The following is a 19,083-nucleotide window of genomic DNA, read 5'->3' as shown; positions in this document are numbered from 1 at the left end:
GGAATTTCCACGCCACGGCCGCAACACTGTGGATTAACGAATGGTTGCCCCCCGCCCTGCCACGCTTGGCGCGCCCCGCCCGAGGACCTTCTGCTTGCGAGCCCTGCTGCTGACTACCGCCGTCACCCTGGCCCTGGCCATGCCGCTGGCCCAGGCCCAGGAGAAGCTGCCCGACATCGGCTCTTCGGCCGGCGAGCTGCTGACCCCGGCCCGCCAGGCCGAGTACGGCGCGATGATGCTGCGCGAGCTGCGCAACTACGGCTACCTGCTGGAAGATCCGCTGGTCAACGACTGGCTGCAGACCATGGGTACCCGGCTCGGCTCCAACAGTGACCAGCCGCGGCAGCCGTACACCTTCTTCGTGATGAACGACCGCCAGATCAACGCGTTCGCCACGCTGGGCGGCTACATCGGGGTCAATGCCGGACTGGTGCTGACCGCCGAGCGCGAGGACGAGGTCGCTGCGGTGCTGTCCCACGAAATCGCCCACGTCACCCAGCAGCACGTGCTGCGCGGTGTCGAGCGCGCCCAGCGCGACCAGATCCCGATCCTGCTGGGCATGCTGGCGGCGGTAGTGGCCGCCCAGGCCAGCAACAGCACGTCGTCCGGCAACGCGACGATGGCCGCGATCAGCTCGGGCATGGGCCTGATGCAGCAGCGGCAGATCAACTACACCCGCTCCAACGAGTCCGAGGCCGACCGCCTGGGCATCCGCACCCTGTCGCGCAGCGGCTACGACGTGGATGCCATGGCCGGCTTTTTCGAGCGGATGTCGGCAGCCATGCGCGGCAACGAAGGCGGCTACAGCGTGCCCGAGTTCCTGCGCACCCACCCGGTCAACATCACCCGCATCAGCGAGGCCAAAGCCCGCGCCGAGCAGATGAAGAAGGATACGGTGCTGCTCACCACCAGCACCCCCACCGGCGAGCGCAAGGAGCGGGTGGACCCGGCAGATCCCAGCCTGGGCGAGCCGCTGTTGCGCGGCAACAACCCGCTGCTGCCCGGCAGTGTGCTGCGCCTGCCGATCGGCCAGCTCAACCGTGGCGCCAGCGGTGACTTCGAGTGGGCGCGTGAGCGCCTGCGCGTGCTCAGCGCGGACTCCCCCCCCGAGCTGGAGCGCGAGTACGCCGACCTGGCCAAGCGGCAGAAGGACGGCCTCAACGATGCGCAGCGCTACGGCCAGGCGCTGGCGGTGATGCGCGGTGGCCGTGCCGGTGCCGGCCAGGCCCGGCAGACCCTGGCCGGCCTGCTGCAGAGCCACCCCGGCAACCTGTGGCTGGCGCTGGGCCTGGGCGAGGCGGAGTCGCGCGCAGGCCAGGCGGCCCAGGCCAACAGCCGCTTCGAGCAGCTGCTGCGCGAACACCCCAACAGCCGCCCGGTGGCACTGACCTATGCCGAGATCCTGAACGAACAAGGCAGCCGCGAAGCCGGCCAGCGTGCGCAGGCAATGTTGCGCCCCCTGCTGTCGCAAAGCGGTAACGATCCGGTCTTCCAGCAGCGTTTCGCCCGCGCCAGCGAGTTGGCTGGCGACAGCGTGCGCGCCAGCGAGGCCTATGCCGAGGCCGCCTTCCTCAGCGGGCGGCCAGAACAGGCGCTGATGCAGCTGCAGGCGCTCAAGCGCAACCCGGCGCTGGATTACATCGGCCGCGCGCGGGTTGACGCGCGCATCGAATCGATCACCCCGACAGTGCTGGAGCTGCGCCGGCAGGGCGTGCAGGACCCGGACCTGGACCGCCGCTGAGCACCGCATGACCGGCCGATGGCAATCCAGGTCGGTTCCGGCCGGGTAGTCACAAACATGTCATCAAACCGTAGTCTACTGGCACCACTCCAGTAACCGAGCCCTACGGTGTCCTCGTGCAGAAACGCATCCTGATCGTCGATGACGAGCCCGCGATCCGTGAAATGGTCGCCTTCGCCCTTCGCAAGGGCGATTACGAACCGGTCCACGCCGGCGATGCCCGGGAGGCCCAGACCGCGATCGCCGATCGCGTTCCCGACCTGATCCTGCTGGACTGGATGCTGCCCGGCACCAGCGGCCTGGACCTGGCCCGCCGCTGGCGCAAGGAAACGCTGACCCGCGAAGTACCGATCATCATGCTGACCGCCCGCGGCGAAGAGAATGATCGCGTCGGTGGCCTCGAGGCCGGTGTCGATGACTATGTGGTCAAGCCGTTCTCGGCACGCGAACTGCTGGCCCGCATCCGAGCGGTCATGCGCCGCGCCCGCGAAGATGACGAGGACGGCAGCGTAGCCGTCGGCCCGATCCGTATCGACGGCGCCGCCCATCGCGTGTTCGCCAACGACCAGCCGGTGCCGATCGGCCCGACCGAATACCGTCTGCTGCATTTCTTCATGACCCACCCGGAGCGCGTCTACACCCGCGCGCAGCTGCTGGACCATGTATGGGGCGGCAGCGTGTACGTGGAGGAGCGCACCATCGACGTGCATATCCGCCGCCTGCGCAAGACGCTGGAGCCGTTCAACGCCGAGAACATGGTGCAGACCGTGCGCGGCGCCGGCTACCGCTTCTCCACTGCTACCTGAGTCTCGTCGTGCCGGCACCGCGCACCTGCGGGTGCCGGTGCCGGCAACTCTGCTATAACCCTCGGTTCACCCCAGTGAACCGCCGCACCTCAACGACGAGATCGCAATGCCCCGCCACATCCGCTCTGCCTGGTTGAAGACCCTGGCCACCGTTGCCGCGGTGCTGCTGTTCGCCGGACTGGTGGGGTGGTTCACGGGCCATCTGTGGTTGTGCATCGCACTGGGCGCGCTGGCGGCCCTGGCCTGGCATTACTGGCGCCTGCGCAGCGTTCTGCGCCGGCTGACCGCTCGCCAGCGCTGGGACACCGCCGAAGAAGGCACCGGCGTCTGGAACGAACTGGACCGCCTGCTGTACCGCAACCAGGTGGAAATGCGCGTGCGCAAGCGCCGCCTGCTGGACATGCTGCGCAGCTACCGCGCTGCTGCCGCCGCGCTGCCTGATGCCGTCGTCGTGCTGGATCGCAACAGCCAGCGCGTGCAGTGGTTCAACGAAGCGGCTACCGCTCTGCTCGGCCTGCACCATCCCGGCGACCTTGGCGAGGCCCTGGTCGAACGCCTGCAGCCGATGCCGCTGGCGCATTGGCTGGCCGGCGGCCGCAATGCCGAGCCGATCCTGGACGTACCCTCGCCGGTCGATCCGGCGATCCGCCTCAACCTGCGGCTGATTCCCTATTCCTCCGATTACTGGCTGCTGATCGCGCGCGATGTCAGCAAGCTGCTGCGCCTGGAACAGGTGCGCCGTGACTTCGTGGCCAACGTTTCACACGAGCTGCGCACGCCGCTCACCGTGGTCCACGGCTACCTGGACATGATGGACCCGGAGGATTTCCCGGGAACCGGACCGATGCTGGAAGAAATGCGCAAGCAGAGCCAGCGCATGGCCCAGCTGGTGGAAGACCTGCTGACCCTGTCGCGCCTCGAATCGCAGGAACACAGCGAGGACGAGACCGTGGCCATGCAGCCGATGCTGGCCACCCTGCGCCGCGAAGCCGAAGCGCACAGCCAGGGCCGCCACCAGATCAGCATCGACGACCTCGCCGGCGTTGACCTTCAGGGCTCGACTAAGGAACTGCACAGCGCATTCTCCAACCTGGTCACCAATGCGGTGCGCTATACGCCGGCCGGTGGCCGCATCGCGGTGGAGTTCCGCCGCGAGGGCGACGGTGCGGTGCTGGCGGTGCGCGATTCCGGCTACGGCATCCCGGCCACCCACCTGCCGCGCCTGACCGAACGCTTCTACCGTGTCTCCAGCAGCCGCTCGCGCGAAAGCGGTGGTACCGGCCTGGGCCTGTCCATCGTCAAGCACATCCTCGGCCTGCACCACGCGCGGCTGGAGATTGAAAGCGAAGTCGGCAAGGGCTCGGTGTTCTCCTGCCATTTCGATGCCGACCACGTGCGCCCGCGCGAGTCCGCCCCCCTGACCTCCCTCGAAGAATGACGCCATGAGCAGCCTCGGATCCCTCCCCCTCCCCGTGAGCCCGGACAACGATCCGTTGCGTGACCCGGCGCTGTACATCAACCGCGAGCTGTCGCAGCTGGATTTCAACTTCCGCGTGCTGGCCCAGGCGATGGACCCGCAGGTACCGCTGCTGGAGCGCCTGCGCTTCATGTGCATCTCCTGCACCAACCTCGACGAGTTCTTCGAGATCCGTGCCGCCGCCGTGCGCCACGCGCAGGAGTACGGCCTGCCACCCGCACCGGACGGGATGAGCCCGCAGGCCATCCTGAGCGCCATCCATGACCGCGCCGCCGAACTGGTGGACCAGCAGTACCGCTGCTGGAACGAGACGCTGCGGCCGGCGCTGATGGAGGCCGGCATCGGCGTGCTCGGCCGCCACTCCTGGACCGACCGCCAGAAGCGCTGGCTGCGCGCCTACTTCCGCAACGAGATCATGCCGGTGCTGTCGCCGCTGGGCCTTGACCCGGTGCACCCGTTCCCGAAGATCCTCAACAAGTCGCTGAACATCGTGGTGGTACTGAAGGGCACCGACGCGTTCGGCCGTGCCGGCCACCTGGCCATCGTGCGTGCGCCGCGCTCGCTGCCGCGCATCATCCAGCTGCCGGAAAAGCTCGGCGGGCCCCAGAACTTCGTGTTCCTGTCGTCGGTGCTGTCGACCTTCGTCGATGAGCTGTTCCCGGGCATGGAAGTCCAGGGCGCCTACCAGTTCCGCGTCACCCGCAATTCCGAGCTGGTGGTGGACGAGGAGGAAGTGGAAAACCTGGCGCTGGCGCTGCGTGACGAGCTGGTCGACCGCGGCTACCGGCCAGCGGTGCGGCTGGAGATCGCGCACGACATGCCGCGCGAGATCGTGCGGACCCTGCTGCAGAATTTCGGCCTGACCGAGAACGCGGTGTACCGCATCGATGGCCCGGTCAACCTCAACCGCATCATCCAGCTGTACGATCTGATCGCGCAACCGGACCTGAAATACCCGCCGATGACCGCGCGCACGCTGCGCGACAGTGACGGCATCTTCGAGACGGTGGCGCGCCAGGACCTGCTGCTGCACCATCCGTTCGACGCCTTCACCGCAGTGCTGGACCTGATCCGGCAGGCGGCAATCGATCCGAACGTGCTGGCGATCAAGCAGACCCTGTACCGCACCGGCAAGGACTCACTGATCGTCGATGCGCTGATCCAGGCCGCGCGCAACGGCAAGGACGTGACCGTGGTGGTCGAACTGCGCGCCCGCTTCGACGAAGAAGCCAACCTCGGCCTGGCCGATCGCCTGCAGGAAGCCGGCGTGCAGGTGGTGTACGGCGTGGTCGGCTACAAGACCCACGCCAAGATGCTGCTGATCGTGCGCCGCGAGGGCCGCAAGCTGCGCCGCTACGTGCACCTGGGTACCGGCAACTACCACAGCGGCACCGCCCGCGCGTATACCGACATCAGCCTGATCACCGCCGATGCGGACATCGGCAATGACGTGCACCTGCTGTTCCAGCAGCTGTCCGGGCTGGCGTCGAAGATGAAGCTCAAGCGCCTGCTGCAGTCGCCCTTCACCCTGCACACCGGCATCCTCGGCCGCATCGAGCGCGAGACGCGCATCGCCGCCGCCGGCCGCCCGGCGCGGATCATCGCCAAGATGAACGCACTGAACGAACCGCAGGTGGTGCGCGCGCTGTACGCCGCGTCGCAGGCCGGCGTGCAGATCGACCTGATCATCCGCGGCGCCTGCACGCTGCGACCGGGCGTACCGGGCATCTCGGACAACATCCGCGTGCGCTCGATCGTCGGCCGCTTCCTGGAGCACAGCCGCGTCTACTGGTTCGGCAACGACGGCGCACCGGAAATGTACTGCGCCAGCGCCGACTGGCTGGAACGCAACCTGCTGCGCCGGGTCGAGACCTGCTTCCCGATCCTCGATCCGGAACTGGCCAAGCGGGTCTACCGCGAAGTCCTGCAGAACTACCTTGACGACAACCTCAACGCCTGGGAACTGGACGCGCACGGCATCTACCACAAGCGTGCCCCAGCCCACGACGAAGCCCCGCATTCGGCGCAGATGGCGTTGATGCAGGGGCTCTGACCCTGCCCCGGTAGATCCCGACCGCTGGTCGGGATTCGATCGCCACGGGGTCAGATCCCTTTCCTGCGGGAAAGGGATCTGACCCCTTGCAGTCCTGCGGCACGCCCTCTTCCAAAATGTGAAGGCCGCGCGGTGACGAGCACACCGCCCCTTCGGCTAACATTCGTCCATGCCGCATACCACCACGACTCCGCCCGCATTGCAGGATGGCGACCTGCTGGCCGCCATCGACCTTGGCTCCAACAGTTTCCACATGGTCATCGCGCGCTATACGCTCGGCCAGCTGCGGGTGATCGACCGCCTGCGCGAGACGGTGCGCATGGCCGATGGCCTGGATGGCAAGGGTGGTCTCTCTTCCGCTGCACGCCAACGTGCACTGGAATGCCTGGCCCGCTTCGGCCAGCGCATCCGCAATGTGCCGCCGCACCGGGTGCGCGCGCTGGCCACCAACACCGTGCGCCAGCTGCGCTCGCCGCAGTCGTTCCTGGTACCGGCCGAGACCGCACTGGGGCATGCCATCGAAGTGGTCAGCGGGCGCGAAGAAGCGCGCCTGATCTACCTGGGCGTGGCCCACGCGCAACCGCCCAAGCCCGGGCAGCGCCGGCTGGTGATCGACATCGGCGGTGGCTCCACCGAGTTCATCATCGGCATGGGCATGCAGACCCTGGAGCGCGAAAGCCTGCAGGCCGGCTGCATCGCCAGCACCCGGCGCTTTTTCCCCGGCGGCAAGCTGAGCAAGAAGCGCTGGAAGGACGCGCTGGCCGAGATTGGCCGCGAGTTCCAGCCTTTCGCCAGCAAGTACCGCGCGCTGGGCTGGCAGGAAGCGTTGGGCTCTTCCGGCACGCACAAGGCGATCAGCGAGATCTGCGCGACGATGAAGCTGAGCAAGGGCGCCATCACCGCCGAGGCCCTGCCGCAGCTGCGCGATGAACTGCTGAAGGCCAAGAAGATCGACGACATCCAGCTGCCGGGGCTGTCCAGCGACCGCCGCCCGATCATCGCCGGCGGCATCCTGGTGCTGGAAGCGGCCTTCCAGGCGCTGGGCCTGCAGAAGCTGCTGGTCAGCAAGGCGGCGATGCGCGAAGGCATCCTGTATGACATCGTCGGCCGCGCCGGCGAGAACGACCTGCGTGACGAATCGGTGGCTGCTCTCAGCCAGCGCTACGGTATCGATACCGTCCAGGCCGAGCGCGTGCAGGACACCGCGCTGTCCCTGCTGGAACAGGTGCAGGAGCGCTGGAGGCTCGATGCCGACGATGCGCGCATGCTCGGCTGGGCCGCGCGCCTCCACGAGCTGGGCCTGATGATCGCGCACAGCGGCTACCACGTGCATGGCAGCTATGTGCTGGAACACTCGGATATCGCCGGCTTCTCGCGCCAGGAGCAGCAGATGCTGGCGGCCCTGGTGCGTAGCCACCGCCGCAGCGTGACCAAGACCGCCTTCGACGCCTTGCCCGAGCGACTGCTGCTGACCGCACGCCGGCTGGCGGCCCTGCTGCGGCTGGCGGTGCTGCTCAATCGCGCCCACGAAGACGATCCGCTGCCGGCACTGGAACTGACCGCCGACGACAACCGGCTGTCGCTGATCGTGCCGCAGGCCTTCATCGATGCCCGCCCGCTGCTGCGCGCGGACCTGATCGGCGAGACCGATGGCATCGCCGGGCTGGGCATCCAGTTCCGTCCGTTCGTGGCCTGAATACGCTGTCCGCTGTTGTCCACAGGACAACCGGGGTGACGCATTTCCCACTCCCACTTTGCGCAGTCTGGCGGTTTTTTGTGCTGCTCCGCACCACAACGGCGCGCTGTGGGCAATCGCTGCCATCACGTAAGCGCCTGCTTTTGTTCACGTTTTGTGAAGGCTGGCGCGGCCGCGTGACATAAATGGATACGAACCCTTTACAGAGCATTAACTAACGAGACTACTATCGGGTCACCGGCTCGGTCATCGACCCTGCTGGTTCCTTCGACGCCCCCTTTGGCGTCCTGTGCACGACCTGAGAGAGAGAGCTCGCCATGACTTCACGCACCACCGCACTGGGGCAGGCCATCCGCTACGCCCTGGCTACCACTGCAGCGCTGGCAGCGCTGCCCGCGTTTGCCCAGGAAGGCAGCAACGCCAACCCGACCAACCTCGACCGCATCGAGATCACCGGCTCGCGCATCCGCCAGGTGGACGTGGAGACCGCCCAGCCGGTGTTCGCGATCAGCCGCAACGACATCGAAAAGCAGGGGTTCAGCTCGGTTGCCGACATCCTGCAGAACGTCACCGCGATGGGCAGCCCGACCATCAGCCGCGCCAATGCGCTGACCGCAGGCGAAAACGCGGGCGGCACCTACATCGACATGCGCAACCTGGGCACCCAGCGCACCCTGGTGCTGGTCAACGGCAAGCGCCTGGGCATCAGCACGTCCGGCTACCAGGACATCTCCACGCTGCCGGTGTCCGCCGTGGAACGCATCGAGGTGCTGAAGGACGGCGCCTCTGCGATCTATGGCTCCGACGCCATGGCCGGTGTGGTGAACATCATCACCCGCTCCAATGTCACCGGTGTGACTGCCAACGTCTACCACGGCCAGTACAGCCAGGGCGACGGTGCACGCGACCGCTTCGACGTTGTCGCCGGCTGGAGCAATGAGCGCGTGTCGTTGACCCTCTCGGCCGAGCATGCCGAAGAGAAGGGCGTGTGGGCGCGCGATCGCGGCTTCAGCAAGTACGGCATGACCGATCGCCATCCGTACGACAGCAGCAACTGGACCACCATCAGCCAGTACGGCCAGTTCACGGGTCTGCGCGGCCCGGGCTGTACCGCCACTGCGGGTTGCGGCTATTCCCTCAACCGCGGCGCGGATCCCACCAACCCGGCCAATTACCACCTCACCGATACCACGCCTTTCACCGGTGACGTGAGCAACGCCAACGACCAGATGCATGTGATGTATCCGGTCAAGCGCGACTCGGTCTATTTCGACGGCCGCTTCAAGATCACCGACAACGTCAACTTCCGCACCGAGCTGGGCTACAACAAGCGTGAGTCCACCCGCCAGATCGCGGGCTATCCGCTGCAGTCGAGCACCGCCGGTGTCGGCTCGATGTCGATCAACAGCTACTTCAACCCGTTCGGCCGCCAGCACGGTTACGCCAACCCGACCGCCGTGGCCTGGAACCGCCGTACCTGGGAAGTGCCGCGCGTGACCACCAGCGAGCTGAAGACCTACCGCGCGGTGGCGTCGTTCGACGGTTCGTTCGAGATCGGCAGCCGCTACTTCGACTGGGAAGTGGGCTACCAGTACAACCGCAATGAACTGGAATCGGTGGCCACCGGCAACCTGCACAAGGGTCGCGTCGCCGGCGGCGTCGGCCCGTCGTTCTACAACGCCGCCACTGGCAAGGTGCAGTGCGGTACCGCAGCTGCACCGATCTCCTACGACGTGTGCAAGCCGTGGAACCCGTTGGTTCCGTACGGCACGACGGCTGCCGATGGCCTGTACGGCAACGAAGAACTGCAGGCGTGGCTGTTCCCGGAAGAGATCACCAAGGGCCGCACCACCTCCAAGAACTTCTTTGCCAACATCGCTGGCAGCATCGTCACCCTGCCGGCTGGCGATCTCGGCTTCGCCTTCGGCGTGGAAAGCCGCAAGGAAGAAGGCAAGTACACCCCGGATGCCCTGGCCCAGACCGGCGCTACCACCAACCTGGCCGCAGGCCCGACCGGCGGTGACTACACCGTCAACGAGGCCTACCTGGAAGTGAACGTTCCGGTGCTGGCCGACCTGCCGGGCGCGAAGGAACTGACCTTCAATGGCGCAACCCGCTTCTCGGACTACAACACCTTCGGCAACACGCTCAACAGCAAGTTCGGTTTCAAGTGGAAGCCGATCGACTCGCTGATGGTGCGTGGCACCTGGGCCGAAGGCTTCCGCGCACCGACCATCAGCGACCTGTTCGGTGGTGGTTCGGAGACCTTCGCGCAGTTCAGCGATCCGTGCGACACCCGTTTCGGTTCCTCGGCCTCCAGCGCCGAAGTCCGTGCACGTTGCGCACGCGACATCGCCAATGCGAATACCTTCCGCCAGCTCCGCCAGGGCGGCACCCCGGTGAACACGTCGACGGACGCGACGCCGGTGCCGTTCACCTCCGGGTCCAACCCGCTGCTGACGCCGGAAACCTCGACCAGCAAGACGCTGGGCCTGGTCTGGAGCCCGAGCTTCATCCAGGGCTTCAACGCCTCGCTGGACTGGTGGAAGATCCGCATCGACAACACCATCATCGCCGACACGCCGACCCAGATCCTGCAGGACTGCTATGAGTCGGGCATCGAAGCGCGCTGCTCGCGCTTCCAGCGTGACCCGGTGACCGGCATCGTGACCAACCTGAAGTTCGGCAACCGCAACGCGGGCTTCATGGAAACCGAAGGCTACGACCTGGACGTGAGCTACCGTCTGGACACCCGGTTCGGCAAGTTCAACGTGAACTCGGCCACCACCTACGTGTCCAGTGCGACCTACCGCACCTCCAACGACAACTCGATCGTTCCGATCGTCACCAACGGCATCGGCAGCGCCTTCCGCGTCCGTTCCAACCTGGTGCTGGGCTACGAGCGGGGCAACTTCGGCGCGAGCTGGACCGCGCGTTACTACTCGGGCGTGAAGGAAACCTGCTCGAACATCGCGCTGTACCCGGACGAATGCTCGGATCCGGGTGTGTATGCACCGTGGTACAAGGGCGCCCGCAACTACAACGAGCGTGGTGCGGTCACCTTCCACGACGTGCAGGTGCGTTACTCGCTGCCGTGGGATGCCACCGTGTCGGTCGGTGCCAACAACGTGTTCGAAAAGACCGGCCCGATCATGTACAGCAAGCCGAACTCGGCCTTCTCGTACTACGGTGGCTACGACATCGGCCGCTTCGTCTACATGAAGTACCAGCAGCGCTTCTGATCCATCGCGCTGTGACATGAAGCACCAGGACCACGGCCCTTCGGGGCCGTGGTTTTTTGTTGGCCGCAGCGCCCCTGCGGTGGCCGGCGCCCCCGTCATCTGACGGTCGCAAAGTGGTCATGTCGGCTACATCGCCAGGGCCGAGCATGCCGGAAACCGGGAGGCCCGCCATGCGCTATGCCATCGTCACCGAGACCTATCCGCCGGAAGTCAACGGCGTCGCCCTCACCGTACAGGGCCTGGAGCAGGGTCTGCGTGCAGCCGGACACGAGATCGACCTCGTCCGCCCCCGCCAGTCCACCGAAGCGCTGGATTCGGCACCCGGCACCTTGCTGGTTCCCGGCGCTGCCCTGCCCCGCTACCCCGGCCTGCGCTTCGGCCTGCCAGCCCCGATCCGGCTGGGCCGCCATTGGCAGAATCAGCGTCCGGATGCGGTCTACATCGCCACAGAAGGTCCACTCGGCTGGTCGGCACTGCGTACCGCACGTCGCCTCGGCATTCCGGTCGCCAGCGGCTTCCACACCCGCTTCGACGAGTACCTGCCCGACTATGGCGTGGCATGGCTGCAGGCCGCGGCCATGCGCTGGATGCGCCGCTTCCACAACCAGGCGGACGCTACCCTGGTGCCGACCCGCGAACTACAGCAGTTCCTCGGCGAACAGGGCTTCGAACGCGTGCGCCTGCTGGCCCGTGCGGTGGACAGCCAGCAGTTCGATCCAGGCCGGCGCGACCCTGCACTGCGCGAGGAATGGGGCGTGGATGGCAACGGCCTGGTGGCGATCTATGTCGGCCGCATTGCTGCCGAAAAGAACCTCGGCCTGGCGGTGAAGGCATTCCGCGGCCTGCAGCAGATCCGGCCCAAGGCACGCTTTGTATGGGTGGGTGACGGCCCGGCCCGCGAGAAGCTGGCACATGAAAATCCCGATTTCATCTTCTGTGGCATCCAGCGCGGCGATGCGCTGGCCCGCCACTTCGCCAGCGGCGATCTGTTCCTGTTCCCCAGCCGCAGTGAGACGTTCGGCAACGTGACTCTGGAAAGCATGGCCAGCGGTGTGGCCACCGTGGCCTTCGACTACGGCGCCGCGCGTGAGTACCTGCGCAACGGCGAGAACGGCGCAGCGGTGGACAGCGACGAGCAGTTCATCGAGGCCGCCGTGCAACTGGCCGCCGATGACGCGAAACGCCACGAACTGGGCGGCAATGCCTCACGCGCGATGAAGCGATTGCATCCACAGCAGGTGGTGGCCGAGTTCGATGCGTTGCTGGCCGAGCTTGCGCAGTCGCGGAGGAGCGGCCATGCGCACCACGCCGCTTGAACTGCTGGCAGGGCGCGAGGCGCGCTTGTGCCGGCGGGCGAACCACTACTGCCGGCGCCGCCGCGTGCGCCGCCTGTTCTCGGTCATCAGCCGTCTCGGCGATGGCGTGTTCTGGTATGTGCTGATGGCTGCGCTGGTGGTGCTGGATGGCTTCGATGGCCTGCGCGCCTCGGTGCACATGGCCGCCACCGGCCTGGCCGCATTGCTGCTGTACAAGGGCCTCAAGCGCTGGACGCGGCGTCCGCGGCCTTACGCGGCCGATCTTCGCATCCGCGCCTGGGTGGCACCGTTGGACGAATTCAGCTTCCCCTCCGGACACACCCTGCACGCAGTGTCGTTCACCATCGTCGCACTGGCCTATTACCCCTGGCTGGCACCCTTGCTGGTACCGTTCACCCTCGGTGTCGCGCTGTCGCGGGTGGTGCTGGGCCTGCACTATCCTTCCGACGTGCTCGCTGCCACGGGCATCGCCGTCCTGCTGGCTTCGGCCAGCCTGACCTGGCTGCCGCTGCCGGTGTAGCCCCGGGGTCAGATCCTTTTCCTTCGGAAAAGAGATCTGACCCCCACAATACCGGCGGCGCTACCATCATCATTGATGGCCTAGAATGCAGGCATGACCACGTTGTTCATATCCGACCTGCACCTGGACCCCAGCCGTCCGGAGATCACCGACCTGTTCCTGCGCTTCCTGCGCGAGCAGGCGCCCGGCGCCGATGCGCTGTACATTCTCGGCGACCTGTTCGAGGCCTGGATCGGCGACGACACGCCCTCTCCGGCCGCCGATGCGGTGGCCGATGCGTTGAAGGTGCTGTCCGACAGCGGCGTGCCCGTGTACTTCATCCGCGGCAACCGCGACTTCCTGCTTGGCGAGGACTATGCGCGCCGTGCCGGCCTGCGCATCCTGCCCGACCCGTGCATGATCGAGCTGTACGGCCGCCCGGTGCTGCTGCAGCATGGTGACCTGCTGTGCACCGATGACATCCCCTACCAGCAGTTCCGTGCGCAGACCCGCGACCCGGTGTTCCAGGCGCAGTTCCTGTCGCAGCCGCTGGCCGCACGCATCGCCTTCGCGCAGAAGGCGCGCGAGGCGAGCCAGGCCCGCCAGTCGGAAATGAAGCAGGGCGATCGTGCGCAGTTCGAGACCGTCACCGACGTGGCCCCGTCCGAAGTCGATGCTACCTTCGTCCGCCACGGCGTGGACACCATGATCCACGGTCACACGCACCGTCCGGCCATCCACGCACTGCAGGCCGGTGGACGCGATTGCATCCGTATCGTGCTGGGTGACTGGTACGAACAGGGTTCGGTGCTGCGTGTGGATGCCAACGGCTGGTCGCTGGATACGCTCGCCCGCGATTGATGGATCGCAGGATGCCAACCAGGGTTGGCATCTACCCGAGCCGGTGAACGCGCCCGGGTAGACGCCGCCGCTTGGTCGGCGCTTGGCCTCAGCGGAAGGCCGCGATGGTGGCCTTGGTGTTGACCAGCACGCGCTGGTTGTCAGCGGTACTGGCATTGCCCATCGGGATGCCGTTGTAGCTGATGTTCGGGTTGGACCAGTAGTTCAGGCGCGGGCAGCTGCGGGTGCAGTTATAGGCCATGATCGTGCGCCAGCCGGTGCCGCTGGACGGCTCATAGCGGTAGCCGTGGCCATAGGCGTAGGGTGATGTGCTCGGGTCGGTGGCGATGTCATGCCGCGCGCTCTGCAGGTGGCCGATCTCATGCGCGAATGAGTAGTAGCCGGTCGCGCAATCCCAGTACACCGCCGCAAACGCCGTCGACGCGGTCGAGCCAATCCCCGAGGCCAGGCCGCAGTAGGCACTGTTGTTGATCAGCAGCACGCCGACATCGGCCGCGGTGGTGTTGCGGCTGGTGTGGATGCTGTCCATGTAGCCGTCGCTGGTGCCACGGAAACGCGACAGGTCGGTGGTGAAGTTGCCAGACTCGCTGTAGCTGGTGGTCTCGTAACCGGCCAGTTGCAGCGTCAGGCCGACGTTGCTGTTGCCGTAGCCCTGGTTGGATTCGGCCACCGCCAGCTGCACCAGCGACTGCATGTTGCCGCCATAGGCGGCGACGGCGGCATTGGTCGCCACCACCAGCACACGGATGGTCGCCGGCGTACCGGACGATGCCTGCGCGATGCCGATGCGATCGTTGTTGCCCATCGGGATCTTCGGCAGCTGGTTGTAGTCGGCCGGATGGTCGGCCGGCATCCGCGATTCATCCACTTCCACCAGTACGTGGCGGTTGCCCAAAGGGCGCAGGCGATACAGCTTTCCATCCTTGCGGATCGAGCCGGTGACGGTGTCGCCCGAGCGCACCAGGATCAGCGAATTGCCGGGGTCGTCCTGGCCGTTGGAAGTGGCCGCAGTCAGCTTGTCCGAGGGCGAACGGAACTGGCCGTACCAGATGCTGCCGCCATCGGGCAGTGCTTCGACCTTGCTGCGCAACGCCTGCACCCGCTGGCCGAGCAGTTCGAATTCCAGCTGCGGTTGTGCAGTGGCTGCTGCATCGACACGCACTTCCTGTACCGTCGCCGTGGACGGGGTGGCCAGCAGCTTGCCCAGTGCGGGCTCGCTGTTTGCCGATGCGCGGCTGATGACCGTCACCGGCTCGAACAACGGTGCCGCATGCGCGGCCGCTGCCACCGACAAACCCAACACCAGGCCACCTGCCGCTTTGCCAATCGATCTGGACAACATTGCGTCGCTCCTTGAATGATGTGAACAGCGTTGATGCAGCACGACCCGGTTTGCCGGGTCTGGTCATATGGCCTGCGCGGGTCGTGTGAATTCAATAGGCGAGAGAAGTGAAAATCAGGATTTGTGATCGACCGCATCTGGATTAAGTAAGGTCAAAAGCGTTGCTACACGTCGCGAATACACCGCTTTCGCGCTACCGTGACGCAGCCACGACGGGGAATGCACATGGCACCATCGCAGGACACGGACGAAGATGTCGGCTTGCTGCGGATCGGGCTGTTCTTCGATGGCACCCGCAACAACGCACACAACCTGGCCCGTGGCAGGCCCCAGCTGCCGCAGCCGCGCCCGGCGCAGCTGCGTGCGGATGACGATTCGACCTACCAGAGCCGGTTGACCAGCAGCTACGACAATGGCCTGACCAACATCGCCCGCCTGCAGCAGCTGTACCCGGACAGCCGCAGCGGGACATCGGCGGCCCCCTCGCTGTCGATCTACGTGGAAGGTGTCGGTACCCGCGATGACGCCGACGACGACCTGATCGGACTGGCGTTCGGCATTGGCGCCAGCGGTGTGCGCGCCAAAGTGCAGCGTGCGCTGCAGGTGCTGCTGCCGGCGGCACTGGGTGCACTCGCTGCACGCTGGCAGCGACCACTGCGTGGCGTGCAGCTGGATCTGTTCGGCTTTTCACGGGGTGCGGCCGCCGCGCGCGATGTGGCCAACCAGTTGCAGGCCTGGGATCGCACCCGCTGGCGGCAGCTATTGCAGGCCGCTGGCCTCTCCTGCACAACGGACTTCGCCCCGGCCGCTCCGCCGCTGCGCTTCATCGGCCTGTTCGACACGGTGGTTGCGGTCAGCGGTGGCCGCACCGACGAACAACCTCATCTCGCGCTGCATGCAGGCGTTGCTAGGCAGGTGCTGCAACTGAGCGCGCGTGACGAGCATCGCCAGCACTATCCATTGACCAGCGTGGCGCCAACGTTCACCGAGATCGCCCTGCCCGGCGTACACGCCAACATCGGCGGCGGCTACAACCAGCTCGAAGAAGGGCCCAAGCTGCTCAGTCGCCCGCGCCGGCAGCTGCTGCGCCGCCCGAGCGTGGCCGAGTACCAGACGCCACCGCTGGCGATCCTGCAGGCGACCACGGCCTACGCCGAGGCGCAGGCCGACGCCGAGCGCTGGCGGCAGCAGTTGGGCCTGGACGAAAAGGAAGTCTGGGTGGATGTCTGGCACCAGTGGCAGCAACAGCGTCGCGCCGGCAGCCGCAGCGTAGTGCTGTCACCGGTGCTGTACGTGACGGCGGCCGTGGTGTTGCGCCGGCGCATCGACTGGCGCTACCAGCTGATCGCGCTTCAGGTGATGCAGCAGCATGCCATCGATGCCGGCGTGCGATGGACGGCCAATGCCAACGCAGTCCCCGGCTGGGAGCTGCCGTCCGCCCTGCAACCCATCGCACGACGACTGGTGGCCGGACAGCCACTGACGCAAACCCAGGAGGCGCTGTTGCGGCGGCGTTACCTGATGCAGTCGGCGCACTGGAACTTCGACGCGCTGGGCGACACCGCACTGACCTACGCCGCCGATGCCGGCGTCAGCGAGCTGCCGTACCGGCCGGGCCCCGGCCTGTTCTACATCAACCGGCCAACGGTGGATGGCAAGCGCGTGGTACTGCCGAACGCATGAAAAAGGGGACGGAGGGATCAAGTCGTTTTGGCACAAACGACTTGATCCCTCCGTCCCCTTTTCTTCAACCGGCCTGCTCGACCAGGTTGGCGAGTTCGTCCGCATCGAATCCGGCCAGCAGGCGCGCTTCCATGTTGAACGGCCCGTGCAGGTAGCCGCCGGCGTACTCCACCAGCAGCTCCTTGAAACGCGTGCGCGGCTCGGCACCGGCGCGGTCGCAGTACCAGCGATACCAGCGCGAACCGGCGGCAACATGCGCCACTTCCTCACGCAGGATCACCTCCAGCACATCGGCGGTTTCGCCATCGCCGACATTGCGCAGCTTCTCGATCATGCCCGGGGTGACGTCCAGGCCACGCGCTTCCAGCACGCGCGGCACCAGCGCCATGCGCGCCAGGCCGTCATGCGCGGTCTTTTCGCACATTTCCCACAGACCGTTGTGTGCGGGGAAATCCGCATAGTCGTGGCCATGCACCTGCAGGCGCTCGCGCAGCAGCATGAAATGCCGCGATTCGTCATCGGCACAGCTGACCCAATCAGCATGGAACGCCGACGGCAGGCCCCGGAACCGGTACACCGCGTCCCAGGCCAGGTCGATCGCGTTGAGCTCGATATGGGCAATCGCGTGGATGAAGGCAGCCCGCCCTTCCACGCCACCCAGTCCACGCCGTGGCACCTCGCGCGGATGCACCAGCACCAGTCGTCCCGGACGACCCGGCATGCAGATCGGATCCGGCGGCGGCGCATCCGCGGCCACTTTCAGGCGGCCGGCACGGAACGCGGCCGCATACGCCTGGGTCAATGCGACCTTGCGCAGCGGATCGGCTTCAGCCAGGCACTGCTGCGCAGCGCGCAGCAGGTCGCCACCAACGTCGGGCACATCCACCACGCCTGATCCTTAGGCGCGGCGCTTGTGCTTGGCATCGTCCGAACGCAACTGCTGGATGCGCTCGAAGTAGCCCGGCTCGATACCGGTCGGGTAGTGGCCGTTGAAGCAGGACGAATCGAAGCTGCGCAGCGCCGGGTTGCCTTCGCTCACCGCCGCTTCCATGTCTTCCAGGTCCTGGTAGATCAGCCAGTCGCAGCCCAGGTGGGCCTCGATCTCTTCCACCGTGCGGTTGTGCGCGACCAGCTCTTCGGCCGCCGGCATGTCGATGCCGTAGATATTCGGGTAACGCACCGGCGGCGCGGCGCTGGCCAGGTAGACCTTGCGCGCGCCGGCATCACGGGCCATCTGCACGATCTGCTGGCTGGTGGTGCCACGCACGATCGAATCGTCCACCAGCAGCACCACGCGGTTGCGGAACTCCAGGTGGATCGGGTTGAGCTTGCGGCGCACCGACTTCACGCGTTCACCCTGCCCCGGCATGATGAAGGTGCGGCCGATGTAGCGGTTCTTGATGAAGCCTTCGCGGTACTTCACCCCGAGCACATTGGAGATCTCCAGCGCGGCATCGCGCGAGGTATCCGGGATCGGGATGATGGTGTCGATGTCGTGGTCCGGGCGCAGGCGCAGGATCTTCTCGCCCAGCTTGATGCCCATGCGCATGCGTGCCTTGTGCACCGAGACGTTGTCGATCATCGAATCCGGTCGCGCGAAGTACACGTATTCGAAGATGCACGGGGTGTGCTCGGCCGGCTCGGCGCAGATTTCCGAGAACAGCTCGCCGCGCGCGGTGATCACCAGCGCTTCGCCCGGCTGCACGTCACGCACGCGCTGGAAACCCAGCACGTCCAGCGCGGCCGACTCGGACGCCACGATGTACTCCTCGCCTTCTGCGTGGCTGCGCTTGCCCAGCACCAGCGGGCGGATGCCATGCGGGTCGCGGAAGGCCACCAGGCCCAGGCCCAGCACCACGCTGACCACTGCATAGCCGCCCTTGCAGCGGCGATGCACGCCGGCCACCGCGCGGATCGCGGCTTCCGGGCTGAGCTGGCGCTGCTGCTCCAGTTCGTAGGCAAACACGTTCAACAGCACTTCGCTGTCCGAATCGGTGTTGACGTTGCGCCGGTCCTGTTCGAACACCTGCTGGCGCAGCGCCTCGGTGTTGATCAGGTTGCCGTTGTGGGCCAGCGCGATGCCGTACGGTGAATTCACGTAGAACGGCTGTGCCTCGTCCATGCCTTCCGAACCTGCCGTCGGATAGCGCACGTGCGCGATGCCGACGCTGCCTTCCAGCGTGGACATGGTGCGAGCGTCGAACACATCGCGGACCAGGCCGGTGGCCTTCTGCACCCGCAGGCGGCTGCCATTGGCGGTGGCGATACCTGCCGCGTCCTGGCCGCGGTGCTGGAGAACGGTCAAGCCGTCATACAACTGCCCGGCGACGTTCTGGTTGCCGACGATTCCGACGATGCCACACATGG

At 66.4% G+C, this 19,083-nt stretch carries 13 protein-coding genes; 10 read left to right on the top strand and 3 right to left on the bottom strand.

The features are described from left to right. The first annotated feature begins 40 nt into the window (after positions 1–40). From ACS0OT_RS04050 to lpxH, 9 genes are all read left to right on the top strand, one after another. On the top strand, positions 41–1,741 hold the full coding sequence (locus ACS0OT_RS04050) for a M48 family metalloprotease (RefSeq protein ID WP_196769529.1): 1,701 nt from the start codon (positions 41–43) through the stop codon (positions 1,739–1,741). Positions 1,742–1,857: 116 nt separating this feature from the next. Beyond that, positions 1,858–2,547, top strand: coding sequence for a phosphate regulon transcriptional regulator PhoB (gene phoB / locus ACS0OT_RS04045; protein ID WP_005408258.1), 690 nt, complete (start codon positions 1,858–1,860; stop codon positions 2,545–2,547). A gap of 106 nt (positions 2,548–2,653) precedes the next feature. Further along, positions 2,654–3,985 carry a phosphate regulon sensor histidine kinase PhoR gene (gene phoR, locus ACS0OT_RS04040; RefSeq protein ID WP_235649462.1) on the top strand — a complete coding sequence of 444 codons (1,332 nt, stop codon included), beginning with the start codon at positions 2,654–2,656 and terminating at the stop codon, positions 3,983–3,985. 4 nt (positions 3,986–3,989) lie between these two features. Further along, the gene (ppk1, locus tag ACS0OT_RS04035) at positions 3,990–6,077 is read left to right on the top strand and encodes a polyphosphate kinase 1 (protein WP_032953971.1); all 2,088 of its coding nucleotides are present in this window, start codon (positions 3,990–3,992) and stop codon (positions 6,075–6,077) included. A 169-nt stretch (positions 6,078–6,246) separates the two neighbouring features. After that, on the top strand, positions 6,247–7,773 hold the full coding sequence (ppx, locus tag ACS0OT_RS04030; protein WP_005415458.1) for an exopolyphosphatase: 1,527 nt from the start codon (positions 6,247–6,249) through the stop codon (positions 7,771–7,773). A 317-nt stretch (positions 7,774–8,090) separates the two neighbouring features. Next, positions 8,091–11,015 carry a TonB-dependent receptor domain-containing protein gene (locus ACS0OT_RS04025; protein WP_005415457.1) on the top strand — a complete coding sequence of 975 codons (2,925 nt, stop codon included), beginning with the start codon at positions 8,091–8,093 and terminating at the stop codon, positions 11,013–11,015. A gap of 170 nt (positions 11,016–11,185) precedes the next feature. After that, positions 11,186–12,331, top strand: a complete 1,146-nt coding sequence (locus ACS0OT_RS04020) for a glycosyltransferase family 4 protein (RefSeq protein WP_235649461.1) — start codon at positions 11,186–11,188, stop codon at positions 12,329–12,331. Further along, positions 12,312–12,851 (top strand): phosphatase PAP2 family protein, encoded by a 540-nt coding sequence (locus tag ACS0OT_RS04015; protein WP_005415455.1) that lies wholly within the window; start codon positions 12,312–12,314, stop codon positions 12,849–12,851. The genes ACS0OT_RS04020 and ACS0OT_RS04015 overlap by 20 nt, the downstream gene beginning before the upstream one ends. 93 nt (positions 12,852–12,944) lie before the next feature. After that, positions 12,945–13,691: a UDP-2,3-diacylglucosamine diphosphatase gene (gene lpxH, locus ACS0OT_RS04010; protein ID WP_095377045.1), complete on the top strand. Its 747-nt coding sequence runs from the start codon at positions 12,945–12,947 to the stop codon at positions 13,689–13,691. 88 nt (positions 13,692–13,779) lie between these two features. Here lpxH and ACS0OT_RS04005 read toward each other — a convergent pair whose 3' ends face one another. Beyond that, positions 13,780–15,033 carry a M12 family metallo-peptidase gene (locus ACS0OT_RS04005; protein WP_197598408.1) on the bottom strand — a complete coding sequence of 418 codons (1,254 nt, stop codon included), beginning with the start codon at positions 15,031–15,033 and terminating at the stop codon, positions 13,780–13,782. Positions 15,034–15,258: 225 nt separating this feature from the next. On the opposite strand from ACS0OT_RS04005, the gene ACS0OT_RS04000 reads away from it, so the two are divergent. Beyond that, positions 15,259–16,716 carry a DUF2235 domain-containing protein gene (locus tag ACS0OT_RS04000; protein WP_442256044.1) on the top strand — a complete coding sequence of 486 codons (1,458 nt, stop codon included), beginning with the start codon at positions 15,259–15,261 and terminating at the stop codon, positions 16,714–16,716. A 64-nt stretch (positions 16,717–16,780) separates the two neighbouring features. On the opposite strand, the gene ACS0OT_RS03995 is transcribed toward ACS0OT_RS04000, so the two are convergent. Beyond that, positions 16,781–17,605: a ferritin-like domain-containing protein gene (locus ACS0OT_RS03995; protein WP_065179519.1), complete on the bottom strand. Its 825-nt coding sequence runs from the start codon at positions 17,603–17,605 to the stop codon at positions 16,781–16,783. Positions 17,606–17,614: 9 nt separating this feature from the next. Continuing rightward, a complete protein-coding gene (purF, locus tag ACS0OT_RS03990) occupies positions 17,615–19,081 on the bottom strand; it encodes an amidophosphoribosyltransferase (RefSeq protein WP_065185785.1) in 1,467 nt (488 codons plus the stop codon). Positions 19,082–19,083 lie beyond the last annotated feature (2 nt).

The sequence above is a fragment of the Stenotrophomonas maltophilia group sp. RY12688 genome, assembly GCF_052149045.1.
Lineage (GTDB): Bacteria > Pseudomonadota > Gammaproteobacteria > Xanthomonadales > Xanthomonadaceae > Stenotrophomonas > Stenotrophomonas sepilia.
The sequence above is the reverse complement of the archived record's forward strand: the minus strand, read 5'-3'. Positions and strand labels throughout refer to the sequence as shown.

Coding starts and splice junctions, on each gene's coding strand:
- ACS0OT_RS04050 (WP_196769529.1), top strand. CDS start 41: ATGGTTGCCCCCCGCCCTGCCACGCTTGGCGCGCCCCGCCCGAGGACC.
- phoR (WP_235649462.1), top strand. CDS start 2,654: ATGCCCCGCCACATCCGCTCTGCCTGGTTGAAGACCCTGGCCACCGTT.
- ppk1 (WP_032953971.1), top strand. CDS start 3,990: ATGAGCAGCCTCGGATCCCTCCCCCTCCCCGTGAGCCCGGACAACGAT.
- ppx (WP_005415458.1), top strand. CDS start 6,247: ATGCCGCATACCACCACGACTCCGCCCGCATTGCAGGATGGCGACCTG.
- ACS0OT_RS04025 (WP_005415457.1), top strand. CDS start 8,091: ATGACTTCACGCACCACCGCACTGGGGCAGGCCATCCGCTACGCCCTG.
- ACS0OT_RS04020 (WP_235649461.1), top strand. CDS start 11,186: ATGCGCTATGCCATCGTCACCGAGACCTATCCGCCGGAAGTCAACGGC.
- ACS0OT_RS04015 (WP_005415455.1), top strand. CDS start 12,312: ATGCGCACCACGCCGCTTGAACTGCTGGCAGGGCGCGAGGCGCGCTTG.
- lpxH (WP_095377045.1), top strand. CDS start 12,945: ATGACCACGTTGTTCATATCCGACCTGCACCTGGACCCCAGCCGTCCG.
- ACS0OT_RS04005 (WP_197598408.1), bottom strand. CDS start 15,033: ATGTTGTCCAGATCGATTGGCAAAGCGGCAGGTGGCCTGGTGTTGGGT.
- ACS0OT_RS04000 (WP_442256044.1), top strand. CDS start 15,259: ATGGCACCATCGCAGGACACGGACGAAGATGTCGGCTTGCTGCGGATC.
- purF (WP_065185785.1), bottom strand. CDS start 19,081: ATGTGTGGCATCGTCGGAATCGTCGGCAACCAGAACGTCGCCGGGCAG.